General features: G+C 39.6%; 11 protein-coding genes. 5 read left to right on the top strand and 6 right to left on the bottom strand.

Annotated features, from left to right (window positions below; genetic code table 11):
* The 4 genes from ABDV71_RS11390 to ABDV71_RS11375 form a co-directional block, all read right to left on the bottom strand.
* Window positions 1–1,506, bottom strand: coding sequence for a sulfatase (locus ABDV71_RS11390; protein ID WP_343532608.1), 1,506 nt, complete (start codon window positions 1,504–1,506; stop codon window positions 1–3).
* A 51-nt stretch (window positions 1,507–1,557) separates the two neighbouring features.
* The gene (locus tag ABDV71_RS11385) at window positions 1,558–4,062 is read right to left on the bottom strand and encodes a DUF4962 domain-containing protein (RefSeq protein ID WP_343532606.1); all 2,505 of its coding nucleotides are present in this window, start codon (window positions 4,060–4,062) and stop codon (window positions 1,558–1,560) included.
* A gap of 70 nt (window positions 4,063–4,132) precedes the next feature.
* The gene (locus tag ABDV71_RS11380) at window positions 4,133–6,013 is read right to left on the bottom strand and encodes a RagB/SusD family nutrient uptake outer membrane protein (protein WP_343532605.1); all 1,881 of its coding nucleotides are present in this window, start codon (window positions 6,011–6,013) and stop codon (window positions 4,133–4,135) included.
* 52 nt (window positions 6,014–6,065) lie between these two features.
* Window positions 6,066–9,224, bottom strand: a complete 3,159-nt coding sequence (locus ABDV71_RS11375; RefSeq protein ID WP_343532603.1) for a TonB-dependent receptor — start codon at window positions 9,222–9,224, stop codon at window positions 6,066–6,068.
* Between the two features lie 421 nt (window positions 9,225–9,645).
* On the opposite strand from ABDV71_RS11375, the gene ABDV71_RS11370 reads away from it, so the two are divergent.
* Together ABDV71_RS11370 and ABDV71_RS11365 are read left to right on the top strand one after the other, a co-directional pair.
* Window positions 9,646–10,794: a glycoside hydrolase family 88 protein gene (locus tag ABDV71_RS11370; RefSeq protein ID WP_343532601.1), complete on the top strand. Its 1,149-nt coding sequence runs from the start codon at window positions 9,646–9,648 to the stop codon at window positions 10,792–10,794.
* 139 nt (window positions 10,795–10,933) lie between these two features.
* Window positions 10,934–11,959, top strand: a complete 1,026-nt coding sequence (locus tag ABDV71_RS11365; protein ID WP_343532600.1) for a formylglycine-generating enzyme family protein — start codon at window positions 10,934–10,936, stop codon at window positions 11,957–11,959.
* Window positions 11,960–12,088: 129 nt separating this feature from the next.
* On the opposite strand, the gene ABDV71_RS11360 is transcribed toward ABDV71_RS11365, so the two are convergent.
* Window positions 12,089–12,304 carry a hypothetical protein gene (locus ABDV71_RS11360; protein WP_343532599.1) on the bottom strand — a complete coding sequence of 72 codons (216 nt, stop codon included), beginning with the start codon at window positions 12,302–12,304 and terminating at the stop codon, window positions 12,089–12,091.
* 268 nt (window positions 12,305–12,572) lie between these two features.
* Between ABDV71_RS11360 and ABDV71_RS11355 the strand changes: the two genes are divergently transcribed.
* Both ABDV71_RS11355 and ABDV71_RS11350 read left to right on the top strand, forming a co-directional pair.
* The gene (locus ABDV71_RS11355; protein ID WP_343532597.1) at window positions 12,573–13,340 is read left to right on the top strand and encodes a methyltransferase domain-containing protein; all 768 of its coding nucleotides are present in this window, start codon (window positions 12,573–12,575) and stop codon (window positions 13,338–13,340) included.
* 59 nt (window positions 13,341–13,399) lie between these two features.
* Window positions 13,400–14,782: an exonuclease domain-containing protein gene (locus tag ABDV71_RS11350; RefSeq protein ID WP_343532595.1), complete on the top strand. Its 1,383-nt coding sequence runs from the start codon at window positions 13,400–13,402 to the stop codon at window positions 14,780–14,782.
* A gap of 3 nt (window positions 14,783–14,785) precedes the next feature.
* Here ABDV71_RS11350 and ABDV71_RS11345 read toward each other — a convergent pair whose 3' ends face one another.
* A complete protein-coding gene (locus tag ABDV71_RS11345) occupies window positions 14,786–15,157 on the bottom strand; it encodes a hypothetical protein (protein WP_343532594.1) in 372 nt (123 codons plus the stop codon).
* Between the two features lie 328 nt (window positions 15,158–15,485).
* Here ABDV71_RS11345 and ABDV71_RS11340 point away from each other — a divergent pair, with 328 nt between their 5' ends.
* On the top strand, window positions 15,486–15,845 hold the full coding sequence (locus ABDV71_RS11340) for a response regulator transcription factor (protein ID WP_343532593.1): 360 nt from the start codon (window positions 15,486–15,488) through the stop codon (window positions 15,843–15,845).
* The last annotated feature ends 3 nt before the right edge of the window (window positions 15,846–15,848 follow it).

Here is a 15,848-nt window from a genome sequence, read left to right as displayed (position 1 = left end):
TTATTTTAGATAATCGTATGCAGTGTCCAATTTAAAACGTTTTTGCATTTCTTTGCTAGGTTTTGGTTTTTTGTCAACCTCGCTAAAGTAAGGAGCAGTATCCCATACCTTGGTGTCGCCAGCAACTGAACGTGGATCTTGGGTTTGGATCAGATAGTTATCCATCTTTTTAAGTAAATCAGCTTTTATGGCTGCATATTTCGGTTCATTGGCAAGGTTACGTAATTCATCGGGGTCATTTTTGATGTCAAACAATTCTATTTCTGGACGTTTCCCCATTCCCAAATCAAAAAAACGTTTAACCTTAGGGTCATCTTTATGCTCCATGATATAATATTTGGTCTCGCCAGGCCAATTAAGCATGTAAGGGTCTATATCGCCATAAAAAGGAGGGTCTCCAGCCGGCCATCTGTTGGATTCATAGTTTTTTATCAATAAGAAGTCTTTGGTTCGTATGGCTCTGCCTGGGTAACCTAAACCATACTGGCGAACAAAAGCATGTCTTTCGCGTCCCAAAACCACAAATTCACGTTGATTTGGTGCTTCTGTATCTTTTTGCACAATTGGCAACAAGCTTTTGCCGGTCATTTCTTTAGGTATAGCTACCTTTCCCAGTTCCAGAAAAGTAGGAGCAAGGTCATTTAAGGTAACTAAATGGTCGGTGATCAAACCTTGTTTAAATTTGCCAGGCCATGAAATGATTAGCGGTACGTGTGTGCCGAAATCGTAAAGATTAGCCAATCCACGTGGCATTTGCCATCCGTTATCGCTACATACCACAATCACGGTGTTTTCGAGCTCGCCGCTTTTTTTCAACTCAGCTAATGCTTGTCCTAGTTCCCTATCAAACTGTTCTATGGCTGCATAATAATCGGCAATATCACCTCTTACAGCTGGTACGTTTGGCAAATAACCTGGTACCTTTACACGATTTGAGTCGATACCAGCCTTAGTACCAGAACCTACGCTGTAAGGGCGATGAGGCTCGTGGCTACTGATCCAATAACACCAAGGTTGATTGTTTTTCTTTACTTGTAAGAAATCACTGAAACTGTTGAAAGGATGACCTGCGGGATTATGTTTGCGCCCATTAGCTTCGAAGCTTCCGGGGCCCCAACCTTTGCCTTGAAAACCCACTTGATAACCATCTGATTCTAAAAGGTCGGTATAAATTTTATATTGCGTGGGCATGATGCTCCATAGGTTCGAACCTTCTCTCAATCTCCACGTGTCCTGTCCCGCCAACATGGCCGCACGAGCTGGGGTACAAGATGGTGAGCTGCAAAAAGCATTTTCAAATTGTACGCCTTCTTTAGCTAGTTTGTCCATATTTGGGGTGCGTACAATGCTATCGCCATAAGCCCCTACATGATTCCATGATTGGTTATCCGACATGATCATCAGGATATTGGGACGTTTAGCTGTTTCCTTCTTTTCCCCGTTGCAAGCCATTAAACTTACTAACATGAGGTATAGGGGCAAGAGGAACTTTGCGGATTTTTTCATATTTATTCTGTTTTCGTTAAAAAATATTCTTGAAGGTTGTTTTGTCTGAGACTACTGTAATACCTCGGATAAAGGAATATTAGCAGCGGACACTACTCGTTTTTTCCCTTTAATTGTTTCTTCAAGTACAGTGTTGTTAGCTTTGATATTCAGTGTTTCATCTCCTTTTTTCACTAAAAGCATAGGAGGCTTTGTTGCATCTAGTTGCGCTTCTATTTTGATATCGCCTATTTGGTATATGCCATCGTTTACTTTAACTACTTTTTCTACGAGCTTACCAGCGTCGTTTAATTGTAGTACAGCCATAAAGCGCATGTTTTTTGATTTCGTTTCTGTTTGATAGGATAGGTGATATTGATTTTTAACAGATTTATATTTCTTTTTAAAGTCAATAGCTGGCGAAAAAAACTGATCGGTGAGTGTTGCCGTTAGTTTAGTGGATCCCGTTACAAAAGCTTCGGCATAATTGGAGCCACTAGTTAAGGTAAGCAGCTTTTGATTGTTGAGCTCGGGCTTATCCATGGTATGTAGTAAAAATGTCCATTCCGAGGGCTGTTCAGATTCTAATACATCGTAAATAATAATGGTACCTGGCCTTAAAAACACTAAATGCCTTTCGAATAACTTTAGCTTGGCATCTCCATAGCCATTTTCGGGTGTTGGTTTGATGTTGTTTTGTGACAAAAGATCTATAAACTGTTTATCTAAAATTGGTTTGTAGGCTATGGTGGCATCACCACATACATAACTGATGTTTTCGCCATTAATGAAACGTTTGATCCAGCCATAGCCTTCATGTCCAAAAGCTTGTCCCATACCATTTACCAAAATGCCATTGTGCGCTCTGGTATGTCGGTAGGAACTTAAGGAATGTGGATCGGCAAAAGAAGTATAGTAACCTGTAGAATAAAACACCGGCTCGCCTTTGCGGGAAATATTGAAGCTGTTTTGGTTGGCGTGCATATGGCCTTTGGCGCCAAAAGGAGAGGATCTAAAATATACCGCTGTATTATCAGCGCTGTTGAGCACGTTGGTATGCATGGCGGTTTCGCCTACACCCTCAAATAGTCTAGCTTGAGGTACATTTTGAGGCGCAGCTACTTTACTTGCATCAAAGCGTATATTATTTACAATTTGATACCATGGTTCTACCTTTTGTAAAGACTTACTGGGGGGTTGTTCTTCTTCTCTTTCTTGTCCTTGTTTTTTCGATTGTAGTAGGGCCGATAAACGATATAGGGCTTTGGCATCACGGTTTTCTTCTCCAACGGTCAACATCATTTCATGACCTACATTGCCGTAGTACACGCGGTCGTGCATATCGCCGAAGCCAGAAATCCTGCCATCAACTGGAGCGAAATAAAGAAAATAGTCGGCCAGATTTTTATACCAAGGCATGTTAAATACATTGACTTTGCCTATTTTTTTCATTAATATGGCCATATCTACCATGGCCAATTTGTTCACGCCAAAATAGCCAATACCTTCAGACCAGCCGCCTTCTTGTGTAGCTAGGTTAGGAAAACGACCCAAAAAGAGTTCGTAGGTATATTCAAGCATGGCATGGCTTTCGGGCAACTCATGTGCGGTGGCAAGCGCCGCAATAAAATTTCCGGCAAGTTCCATTTGCCAAAAGTGATTTTCTACATGTCTGGCTTCAATTAGGCCAGGCCAATCATTAAGGCCATGCTGTAGCTGTTTGGCTATTACTTTTAATAGGTCATCTTTCTCTTTTTTAGAAAGATTGGCGTAAAGTACATCGTATCCTTTTGCCAGTGCAATCATTACCTTAGAACCTAAAAGATCGTCGGTAGGCCAGGTGAGCAATATGTTCATCCTTTCCCTTATTTTCTCCAACATCTCTTTGTTACCCGATAAAACATAGGCTTCGAGCAGATTTTGATAAATATCAAGTTCTTTTCCTGCTTTGATATTCAAGGCTCTTTCCTCTGCTGGCGTTTTGCCTATTACACTACCAGTATATACAGACATTTTTAGCGCTTTTTCTCCTGATGCGATGATGCTTTTATACAAAGGATGCGAAGGTGCATCTTTTCTAATTTGCTCCATATCCCTTCCTTGGTTCATCACCCTTGGGTGCTGCTTGGTAATATTGCTCAGAAACTGGTCAAAGCTAGGCGTTTCAAAGTTGTTTGCCGAGGGGTCGATTAAAAAGGAGTAAACGCCCCTTGTTTCTATTTTTGTACTTGCAATGATCTCATATTTCCAATACCATTTACCTACAGCCATTTTTTGGTGCGGGTTGAAAAAGCAGTATTGCTGTGGCTTACTTTCTATGGTTTTGTTTTTAGGGAAAGCAGCGTCTTGGCTCAGATAAATTTTGTATCGTACGTTTCTGCCGCTATTCTTTTTTTCCGATGCCCAAAGTAAACTAGGAGGATTTGTTTTTACCGTTACATTGTTGGGTTGCGCTGTTATTCGCCACTCTTCAATCACCGCATTTGGTAGTGTTGTTACAGCGGTATTTGGCTTTTGAGCAAATAGGCCTGTGGCTATAAATATACATGTAAATGTTTTATAGATATATCTTGTCATTTTGTATCATCGTTTAGTACCAGAGTTAACACTATTTGGTAAATAACCTCCTAGATTTACTTTACTTATATCAACGCCATCCTGGATTTTGTCTTTTTATGGCCGTATTTACATCCATTTCATTTTGTGGGAATGGAAAAAGTTCGTGCTTTCCAACTACGAAATTGGTTCCGGCAAGGTATGGGTAAGTTGCTCTGATGGCTCTTACTTTAACCAGCGTCTCGGCAATCTTTGTTCCCAATAGATTCCAGCGAATTAGATCGGCCCTACGCATGCCTTCAAAGCAAAGTTCTTTTGCACGTTCATCTACCAGAATGTCGAAAAATTGCTGTTTGTTTAATCCCGTAGGTATATCTACCGCACTGGTGCTTGGCTTGGTCACCAAACTTGCTGTAATTACTGCTCCAGAGCCATTACCGCCTGTTATGGTTACAGTTGGGGCCGAAGTATAGCCATAACCACCATTGTTTAAAGTAAGTGTAGCAATTCTATTTGAGGTTCTGGTGGCTACTACCGCTGAGGCATAATTTCCACCACCACCTGTAATTTCTATAGTTGGATTGGCTGTGTAGCCCGCTCCACCGTTGGTAACAGTTAAGGCAATGCTATTACCTGTCATATTTAATCCATAAGCACGTCTTCTTACCTGGTTAATGGCATCTAGTGCCGTGCTATTCGGACCTTCATTTAATTCATTTTCTACCTCTGCACGCATTAACAGCAAGTCGGAGTAGCGCATTACAACATAGTTGATGTTGGTATTTACGTTTTCTGTTGGGCTATTTGTTTGGTATTCTCTACTCCATTTTCCAGGTGCCCAATTTTGGTCTCCGGTACCGGTAGTTAGGTATTGACGGCTGCCTGTCGCATTGATGCTGTACCTTGCTACTGCAAAATCTTTTCTAAAATCTCCATCTTGAAATAGCTCATAAAAAGGTCTTATAGTAGCTTGCCTTAAATTTGTTGAGGCATAAACGCCCGCTGCAGTAGTAGGGGCATTCCAAAAACCTATACGAGAGCTGTTTGGTGTCTCGCCTCCGCCACCAGTGAGCGAGAAAAATGCGATTTCAAAAATGCTTTCAGTAGGCTCAAGTAGATGTTTACATTGATTAATAAATACTTGAGGATAGCTGGCGTTCAGTTTGTAAGGGTTGGTAGCCATAATGTCGTTGATCTGCTGGCGGGCTACTGCATAATATTCTTTATAGTTGTCGGGACGTTTCATTTGACCATCGGCACGTAAAGAATAACCGCCTGCAAATAGCGATATTCTGGCCAATAATGCTTTGGCTGCCCATTTAGTAGCACGTTCGCTTGTTGGCGAGGTAGGGGGCAATGCTTCGGCTGCTTCCAACATATCTTTGGTAATTTGTTCGTATATCTTATATCGGTCTACCAATGGGTTTTTGATATCATCACCTACGGCCGAACTCTTTGTTTTAAATGGTACATCGCCCCACATACGAACCAATTCCGAATAATAGAAGCCACGCAGAAATTTGGCTTCGCCTAAATACTGGTCTAACTTTGCTTTTTCTTGGGCAGTACCATTGGTATACAAAGTCATTTTAGGGATCCTCTCAATCACCACATTTGCACGGTCAATACCTTGGTATAACACGTTCCATGTTGATGAATAGATATCGGTTTCTGGGATGCCGGTATAATGTGGGATTACTCGCCAGCTATCGGCCGAGTTGCCAGAAATTTGGCTGATATCACTATCATTATCTAATACTTGCGGAATGTACCAACCGTAAGCAGCCCACGTAGATGCAGAAGAATAAACGCCTAGTGTGGCCATTTCTGCTTCTGCGGTACTCGAATAAAAATTCTCGCTGCCAAAAAAAGAATAAGGGGTTGTTTCCAATGCTTTTTTGCAAGAACAAATGGAAAAAGAGATCACCGATAAAAATATTAAAACTCGGTGTGTAAATATTTTCTGTTTCATAAAAATAGTTTTTTATGGTTTTTATCCAATTTGGGTTGTGAATCGTTTAAGGCTACAATGTTAAATTAAGTCCAAAGACAAAAGATTTTGCTCTTGGATAGGCACTGAAATCTACACCTGGTGTAATGGCATTATTTACTGTACTTACTTCTGGGTCGTAACCAGAGTACTTCGTGAAAACATGAAGATTGTAAGCTGTAAAGTAAATGCGGGCATTGCTAAGCTTTATTTTTTGTATCAGTTCTTTTGGAAAAGTATAGCCCAAACTTACATTGTTGATACGTAGAAAGGAACCATCCTCGATAAGGGTGTTATATGGTCTGTCAGAGACAATTCCTACATATGATGGTACCGTTTTCCCTTCGTTTAAGGCCGCCAATTCTGTTGGGTCGGTTACACGTGCACCTGCCGCGTTAATGGTTGTCCATCTATTGGCAAAACGCTGTAAGCTATTTTTATATTGGTTGCTTAAAGCCGAATTATTAAGTACATTGGCATTATAAATATCTCCACCTACGGAGAAGTTCAAAAACACGCTCAAATCAATTCCTTTATAGCTGAAAGAGTTGCCAATACCACCTGTATATTTAGGGTTTGCATTTCCAATGATGGTACGGTCGGCATCGCTAATTACCCCATCTGGAACGCCATTAGGGCCGCTAATGTCTTTGAATTTTTGGTAACCAGGTTGTACGGTACGATTATCTCTTAACACACCGCTTTTCAAGGTATAGGTATTGGTTGTTGAATTGAAATCAAAATCGCCTACCTGATATAAGCCGTCAGTGAGGTATCCATACATGGTGCCCACTGGCTTTCCAACCTGTAATATAAAATCGTTGATGGTGGTGTAACTAGGTACAATTTTAAAAGTTTCGCCTTCGCTGAGCTCCAAAACCTTGGTTTTATTAAAGGCAATATTAAAGTTAGTGCTCCAGTTAAATCCATTACCGGTAATGTTAACCGTATTTAATGTGAATTCTAAACCTTTACTAGATGTTTTTCCAATGTTTTGAAACTGACTTGAAAATCCTGTGCTACCGGGTATGCGAACATCAAATAATAGGTTTTTTGAACGATTATCATACCATTCGGTAGTTAGGGTGATACGTTGTTTTAGGAAACCCATATCTAAGCCCACGTTGACCGATTCGTTAGCTTCCCATTGCAGAAATGGATTTGGAAGGTTATTCTGGAAGGCAGACAGTACATTGGTATTGTTGATTGGATACAATCCAGTAGTATAGTTACCTAATGCGGTGTAGTTTGGAATACGATTATTTCCTGATTGTCCATAACTTACACGTAATTTAAGGTCGGAAAATACAGGCGCTTTTTTCATGAAATCTTCATTGATTAAACGCCAAGCCAAGGCCACTGATGGGAAATAGCCCCACTGATTGTTTATGCCAAATTTTGAGGATCCATCGGCACGTAGGGTAGCGGTTAATAAATATTTATCTCCATAAGAATAATTTAATCTTCCGAAGAATGAAAGCAACTTATCGTCTTCGGCATAAGAGCTTGGCACACCTACTACGGTACCTAATGAAAGATTATCCCATCCGTTATTTACTGCAGGGAAATTAGATGCACTGGCACGGAAATTTTCACTGTAATTGTAGATGTATTCTTGCCCAGCCGTTAAATCTAATTTGTGTTCTTTAGCAAAGTTTTGACTGTAAGTAAGGGTGTTGTTGTAGTTAAATCGGATATCTTTGGCATCGCTGATGCTGCCGAATGGTCCTCCACTACGTATGGCTACAATAGACCTGGCTTCATTAAACTCCTTATATTTATTGTCTTTAAGTGTATAATTAACTAAGCCACGATAAGTTAATCTTTTGCTCAATTTATATTGTACGCTTGTATTCGCATTTAGCGTATTGATGATACGGTTTCTCAACCTGGTTTGTGCACTCACAATAGGACTTTGGAAAGCTGGTGAGCCTGAATCCTCAAATGGGTCTGTTTGTAGGTCCAAAAGCTGGTCGTCATCGGCATTGAGCGAGTTTACTGGTCTATATTGCAGTAAGGTTTGCAATACGGCAAGTCTTGCATTACCACCTTCGGTAGGGGGAAGCCCGGTTATTTTTTGATTTGATACATTGACAATGGTGTTAACCGTAAGGTTTTGACCAACTTTTTGGTTTAAGGTTAGTTTTCCAATATTCTTTTTTGAGGCGCTATTGATCATGATTCCTTCATCGCTATTATTGGCGAAAAATAGGTTGAATTTAGTCTCTGCACCGCCGCCGTTTAAGCTAACTTTGTGGTATTGATTATATACGGTGCTTCCAAAAACTTCCTTTTGCCAATTTTTGCCTGGTCTATTGCCATAATTGGCTTGTAGCTGATCAAAAGCTCCGTATCTGTTTGCAAAACTTGTTTCTAAAGCGGCATTCCCAAGTGAGCGCTCATAGTCTAACAGCAAATATTGGTAGGCATTCATCACTGGAATTTCATTCGTTATCTTTTTTGCACCAACATAACCTTCATAGTTAATGGCTACTTTTCCGCTTTTGATTTGTTTTGTGGTAACCAATACCACACCATTGGCACCTCTCGCACCATAAATTGCAGTTGAAGAAGCATCTTTTAGAATATCTATACTTTCTATGTCCATTGGATCTAGAAAAGCAAGGCCGTCTGTTTGCGGTACACCATCAACTACGTATAGCGGTTCGTTGCTTTGGGTAATTGAAGTTCCACCGCGGATTTTAATAGATGGGTTAGCTCCTGGAGACCCGTCAGACATGGTCACCTGAACGCCAGCAAGACGTCCTTGTAAGGCCTGGGCAACGTTTTGAACAGGAACCTTTGCTATTTCGGCTCCGCTTACAGATGCTATAGCGCCAGTAAGGTCTTTACGCTTTTGGGTACCATAACCTACAACCACGATTTCGTTAAGGATTTTATCATCCGTTTGCATAGTGGCTTTAATTTCTGTTTTGCCATCTAAAGCAAGTTCAAGTTTACGGAAGCCCATAAATTGAAACACCAATACGCCGTTGCGATTGGCATTAATGGTAAAGTGACCGTTGTTGTCGCTAACTGTAGTTTTATTAGTGCCCTTTACGGTAATGGTTACACCTACCATGGGTAAGGAAGTGTCATCTACAACTGTACCTTTAATAAGGTTTGGATTTTGGGCCTTTAACAAGACCGTACATCCTACAGTGATCAACAATAGTAGTAATAGTTTTTTCATACCTCGTTCGTTAAAGAAAGTTTATATAGGTTGTTAGTTTAGGTCAAATTTAGCTGACGGGTGTAGCAATGACTTTCAATTATTGCTAATAAAATATTGATTTTTGATAATTGTGAAATTCTCTGGAATGCTAAAAGGTGTTCGTCGGAATAGGGCTGCTCAAGCGCTCTAGCTAGTTTAAAACAATATTTTTACTGCTAGTCATTAAAAGTATTGGATTTAATTATCGATGTAGACAGTGAGATGGAATTTTCAAAAATCAAAACATTTATAGCGAAAACCTAAACAGTCAGATTTGGTGTAGGGCTACTTTTGTGATATAATATTCATCAAAAACAAAAAATATACAAGCCCTAATATTTCTATTATGACTTTACGATTTTCAATCTGTTTATTCGCTTTTCTTTTTCCAAGCGTTGTAATGCAAGCGCAACCCAAACCCATTACCGGAGCTCCTCAATGGCTGGAAAAATCAGTAAAGGTTGCTTCTCAACAATTGAAGGCAGCGGCTGATGCCTATCAACCGGGGTTCAATCCTAGATCTACAAATACGGATGGATCTACACGCTTAGCAGATTATAAAGATTGGATCACTGGTTTTTTTCCAGGATCTTTATGGTACGGCTATGAACTTACTGGTGAGGATAAGCTGGCCAAAGACGCTAAACGTTTTACTTTGGGTCTCGATTCTCTTCGTTATCTTACCCACACTCACGATTTGGGCTTTATGATCTATTGCTCTTATGGTAACGCCTATCGTATTACAAAAGATAAGGGCTACCTGCCTGTTCTTGAACAAGGAGCTGTAAACTTAAGTGCTCGTTTTAGTCCCGTAACTGGTGTTATCCGTTCTTGGGATTTTGGAGAGTGGAAGTATCCGGTAATTATCGATAACATGATGAACCTAGAGTATTTGTACTGGGCTGCACAACAATTTCGCCAGCCTAAATACACAAATATAGCCAGTACCCATGCCCTTACCACCATCAAAAATCATTTTAGAGCGGATAATAGCTCTTATCATGTGGTAGACTATGATCCAAAAACAGGAGCTGTTCTCCAAAAAGGAACGCATCAAGGGTTGACTAATGAATCTGCTTGGGCACGTGGTCAAGCTTGGGGATTGTATGGGTACACTATGTGTTATCAAAACACTAAAAATCAAAAATTTTTAGCTCAGGCTGAGAAAATTGCTGCCTACATAATGAACCATCCAAATACTCCAGCAGACAAGGTACCTGTTTGGGACTATGATGTGCACAACGTAAAAAGTGAACGAGCACCCCGTGATGCCTCGGCCGCTGCTGTGATAGCTTCTGCTCTAATCGAACTTAGCACTCAGGTAAAAGATGGTAAAAAGTACTTGGATTACGCAGAAGATATATTGAAATCACTTTCAGGAGACCAATATTTAGCTAAACCAGGAGAAAACAACTTTTTTATATTGAAGCATAGTGTTGGAGCGTTTCTTTTCAACTCTGAAATAGATACGCCGCTTGCTTATGCCGATTACTATTATTTGGAAGCGCTTAAACGATATGCGGAAATTAAACACTATTATAAAAAATAAGTGATTTAAATGATGAAGACACTGACCATGCCAATAGGGTTGAGGTAAATTCGGGGGAAACCTGCAGCCTTAGGCATGGCCTTTTTGGAATGGATTATCATCTTTACAAGATTTTTCGGCTATTTTTAAACTCATAAATATGAAAAGTATGTCTTACAAATATGGATTACTGGTCAGTGCTATTGTCTTAATGTCGGCATGTAATTTTGAAGCAAAAGATAAAAGTGCTGAAAAGAAAAAAACACACCATTCCATCCAACGTTCGGCAGATGGAATGGTCTTGATCGAGGGCAATGAGTTTGCCATGGGAGCTATAGATGAGAGCTTTGGGGACGCATTGCCTGTACATCAGGTTAAGGTGAACAGCTTTTGGATGGATGAACACGAAGTGACCAATGAGCAATTTGAGGCATTTGTAAAAGCTACAGGATATATTACCGATGCCGAAAAAAAACTCGATCCAAAAGATTATCCCAATGTTCCCCTTGAGAAACTGGTTTCTGGCTCGTCCGTTTTTAGTCCGCCAGACCATAAAGTTCCATTGGACAATCCCCTTAATTGGTGGAAATACATTGCTGGCGCCAGTTGGAAAAATCCATTTGGTGATGGGCGAAGAATTGAACCGAATAAACCAGCAGTACACATAAGCTATAACGATGCCCAAGCATATGCCAAATGGGCGGGTAAAAGATTGCCAACAGAAGCAGAATGGGAATATGCTGCGAGAGCAGGTGCAGAAGCACAGCCTTATTATTGGGGCGGTGAATTGAAGCCTGAAGGTAAATGGGTTGCTAATATCTTTCAGGGGAGGTTTCCCGATGCGGATAGTAAGGACGATGGATTTATAGGCCTGGCACCTGTAAAATCCTATCCGGCCAATGCTTTTGGATTATACGATATGGAAGGCAATGTTTGGGAATGGTGTAGTGATTATTACCGCCCAGATTATTACCAAAATAGTCCCAAGGATAATCCTAAAGGTCCTACAGATAGTTATGATCCCTATGAGCCTGGATTGGAAAAACACGTACAACGTGGCGGTTCATTTTTATGCAGCGATGAATATTGTAACCGTTACAAAGCCGGTAGCAGGGGCAAGGGCGAAACCTCAAGTGCTTCTAACAATTTGGGTTTCAGATGTGTGAAAGATGTGAGCGGAAATTAGTTTAAATGCTCAAAAGTGTTAGGGAAATACCAATAAAAAACGAACTGGCTAGCGCATTTTCTCTATCAGTACTTTTAAAAGAACTTTTATAAAAGCATTATCTGTTCGACAAAGAATTGGGTTTTGCACTTAATTGTCTTCCGCTTTTCCAGCATTATTATCTTCCAATCGGATATAGATTTTTTCCAAAGCCTCTCCAAGTTCAAGGCTAGTTTGTAATAGTTCCTCAATTTCAACTGTTTGTTTGCAGTCCAATTGGTGTTTGGCATATTGTTCCAATAGGCCGCTTTCGATTAGATAGTTGATGTCCATGTTGTCTCCCCTTAATCCATTGATGTAGGGCAAATGTTGTGCAAAAAACCTAAAAAAATAAGTATGTGTCTGATTAATTGACTGTTAAATTAAATCGAATATTTTAAATTATCACTATATTCCTATTTATAATGGTGAAAATTATCTACTTTTTTACACAAAATGAGCATAGAAGCCAACGGCGGAAATAAAATTTGTCTTAAAATGGTGCAACCTTGCCACGATTAAGAGGGTTTTGATGATGACCATTATATATTAAATTTAGCAAATTTGTATCGTTAAAAACTCAATATTGAAAACTATGGCCTGGAACCCTGAACTTTACGATAGCTTTAAAGATGTTCGATATCAACCATTTTATGATTTAGCCAACCTGATAGCGCCCGCACAAAACTTAAAAGCCATCGACTTAGGCTGTGGCACAGGAGAGCAAACGGCTATATTAAGCCAAAAGTTTGAAGGTTCAAGCTTTGTAGGTGTTGATGCTTCTACAGAAATGTTGGAAAAGTCAAAAAGGTTCGAAAATGAAGACTTACATTTTAAGCTAGGTAGTATTGAGGACGAAGCGAAATTGGCTAAACGATGGGACCTTGTTTTTAGCAATGCAGCCTTGCAATGGGTAGATGACCATGAAGCTTTATTCCCACAATTGATAGGCTTGCTCAATTCAGGTGGACAATTGGCTATACAAATGCCGGTGCAAAAGGAAAATATCCTAAACCAGATTTTGTCTGATTTGGTAAGGGAAGAGCCTTATGTTTCCTATTTGAAAAACTGGAATAGAGACTCTCCAGTATTAACTATGGACCATTATGCCCAAATCCTCTTTGATCATGGGCTATCTAATATCCAGATTTTTCAAAAAGTATATCCCATTATTGCTGAAGACCATGAAGCGCTTTATCAATTTATTTCGGGCACTTCTCTAATTCCATATCTAGATCGTTTACAAGGTGAAGAAAAACAGGCATTAATTAACGAGTTTAAAATAAGAATAGCTGCAAAATTTACTAAACTACCTGCAATCTATGCATTTAAACGTATCCTTATCTATGGAAAAAAAGCATAAGTAATGATTTCTGCAACATATAATTTGTGTTTGCTAATAAAATTAGTAAAATTTGCAGTATGCCAAAAGGAACTAAAAGTGCTGCATCGTTAAATCAACCTACTTATACCATTGTAGATATTGAAACTACGGGTGGAAGCGTATCCAACAGTAGAATTACTGAAATTGCCATTATATGTCATGATGGTACAAAGGTAACCGACCGTTGGAGCAGTTTGGTTAATCCAGAAATGGATATTCCCTTACACATTACGGCATTAACGGGAATTAGTAACGAGATGGTGGAACAGGCGCCTACTTTTGAAGAACTAGCTCCTCAAATATTTGAATGGCTTAATGCGAAGGTATTTATTGCACATAATGTAAATTTCGATTATTCATTCATAAAAACACAATTGGCAAATTATGGATTTGTGTGGGACGTACCCAAGCTTTGTACCGTTAGGCTTTCCCGAAAATTGTTGCCCGGCTTTAGTTCCTATAGCTTGGGTAAGCTATGTGCTAATATAGGTATTGCCATTACCGACCGTCATAGAGCTCTTGGTGATGCCGAAGCAACTGCCCAGTTATTTTCACTGCTATTGGCTAAAGATGAACAGCAATTGATAAAGGGGATGTTGCGACGTGCATCACCAGAGCAGCGTTTGCCAGCGCATGTGCCTTTAGGCGATTTTCAGGCACTACCTCAGCAACCTGGCGTTTATTATTTCCACAATCAAGAAGGTAAGGTCATTTACGTTGGAAAAGCCGTTAACCTTAAAAAAAGAGTGGCTTCACATTTTGTAGGTCATAATGAAAGTGCAAGGCGACAACATTTCTTAAAGGAAATTCATGGGATTTCTTTTGAGCGCTGTGGTTCCGAACTCATGGCTTTATTGTTAGAATGTTCAGAAATACAGCGTTTATGGCCAATATATAATAGCGCATTGAAGAGCGCCGAACCTAAATTTGGTTTGTACCATTATATATCCGTGAGTGGTTATAGTCATTTAGCAGTTGGTCGATTACCCAAACAACTAAAATGTGCTAAGGTTTTTGATAGAGAAGTAGATGGGCTTAATTTTTTAGCCTCGCAAAGCAAGGCTTTCGATATTGACCAACGTTTTTGCAGATATGGTAAAGGAAGTATTTTTAAAAGCCAGCAAGCCCTACCTGATTTAGAAACCCATAATGCTGCCATAGAGAAATTGTTAGATAGCATTGGCGAGCAGCAGCCTAGTTTTATGTTGTTGGATACCGGTAGGGAGCCTAATGAGCGAAGTTGTATTTGGATAGAAAATGGTGAATTTTATGGTATGGGCTATTTATCACCAGGAGAACAGTTGTTTGATATGGCTGGGATTAAAGATTGTTTAACCCGTGTTAAAGGAAATCATTATATGATGCAGTTGGTAATGACCTTTGCACAACGCTATCCACAAAACATAAAATTGATCAGCTAAAAGTTAAGCGCTAAGTACATTTCCCAAAAGTAGCGTTTTGATATGCTCGTCTAGTTCAACGGGTACTTCTTGTCCGCTAATATTAAGGAGTGTGTGTTGAGCCGAATTGTATTTTTCGATATAAGTGCCGTTTTCTAGATTGAATTTTAAGAAACCTTCTTCAAAATACCTTTCTTCTATTTCTTCAGATGAGTCCATAGAACGGAAAGTAAGTTTTGAAATTTCCCAACTATTCTTTTCTACCCTTAGCCATTGAAACTTTTCGCCAATGGCCGCATACTCGCCTAGATCGTTCCTTTTAATTTCGGCCAAATACAGGTCATCGCTTTCAAGAACGTACAGATATTCGAATAAGTTGTGAGTGAGGTTGCTCATAGGGTTACTAAATTACTGCCTTTAGGGCTAATCAAACGCTTTTTTTTATCCACAGGCTTTAAGGGGATTATTGCAAGTGATTGAGAATTTTTCGCCTCAAATAAAGCAATTAAATCTACAGTAATTCTACAACAAATTGCTTCGGGTAAAGGTTTGAGATTGTAGCTGATTATCTCAATTACTCGAAGGCTTATCGGAAACAATACCTGTTTTGGAAATTAAACACCTGGTTAATAACAAAAAGTACATTTTTGATTTGAAAAATACTGCTTTTGAATGAACAATTGGCTGTTACTTTTGTTGCTTACACAACACAAAATGAAACTTAATGAAAAAGAAAGTTTGGGTAATTGAAGATGACCCTGATATTGGAGATGTGATTTCTTTCTTGCTTAATGATGAGGGATATGACGTATCCTTATTTCCCAACGCAACCTCATTTAAACAACAATTGCCAAATGCCGATGCAGATGTAATGGTGATGGACATTATGCTGCCCGATGGAAATGGGATTGATTTATGCCATGATGTGAAAACCAGAGGCGAGCTAAAACATGTGCCTGTATTGATGATGTCGGCCAATAAAGCCATGTCTGATATGAATGGTTACTATAGAGCCGACGATTTCATTGCAAAGCCATTTGATATCAATGAATTTGTAAGAAAAATTCGCCGATTGATTAGCTGACTA

It is taken from the genome of Pedobacter sp. (assembly GCF_039594775.1).
GTDB lineage: Bacteria > Bacteroidota > Bacteroidia > Sphingobacteriales > Sphingobacteriaceae > Pedobacter.
Note: the sequence above shows the minus strand (reverse complement) of the source record. Positions and strands in the feature narration are given on the sequence as shown.

Coding starts and splice junctions, on each gene's coding strand:
- ABDV71_RS11380 (WP_343532605.1), bottom strand. CDS start 6,013: ATGAAACAGAAAATATTTACACACCGAGTTTTAATATTTTTATCGGTG.
- ABDV71_RS11350 (WP_343532595.1), top strand. CDS start 13,400: ATGCCAAAAGGAACTAAAAGTGCTGCATCGTTAAATCAACCTACTTAT.
- ABDV71_RS11355 (WP_343532597.1), top strand. CDS start 12,573: ATGGCCTGGAACCCTGAACTTTACGATAGCTTTAAAGATGTTCGATAT.
- ABDV71_RS11340 (WP_343532593.1), top strand. CDS start 15,486: ATGAAAAAGAAAGTTTGGGTAATTGAAGATGACCCTGATATTGGAGAT.
- ABDV71_RS11370 (WP_343532601.1), top strand. CDS start 9,646: ATGCAAGCGCAACCCAAACCCATTACCGGAGCTCCTCAATGGCTGGAA.
- ABDV71_RS11365 (WP_343532600.1), top strand. CDS start 10,934: ATGAAAAGTATGTCTTACAAATATGGATTACTGGTCAGTGCTATTGTC.
- ABDV71_RS11345 (WP_343532594.1), bottom strand. CDS start 15,157: ATGAGCAACCTCACTCACAACTTATTCGAATATCTGTACGTTCTTGAA.
- ABDV71_RS11385 (WP_343532606.1), bottom strand. CDS start 4,062: ATGACAAGATATATCTATAAAACATTTACATGTATATTTATAGCCACA.
- ABDV71_RS11375 (WP_343532603.1), bottom strand. CDS start 9,224: ATGAAAAAACTATTACTACTATTGTTGATCACTGTAGGATGTACGGTC.
- ABDV71_RS11390 (WP_343532608.1), bottom strand. CDS start 1,506: ATGAAAAAATCCGCAAAGTTCCTCTTGCCCCTATACCTCATGTTAGTA.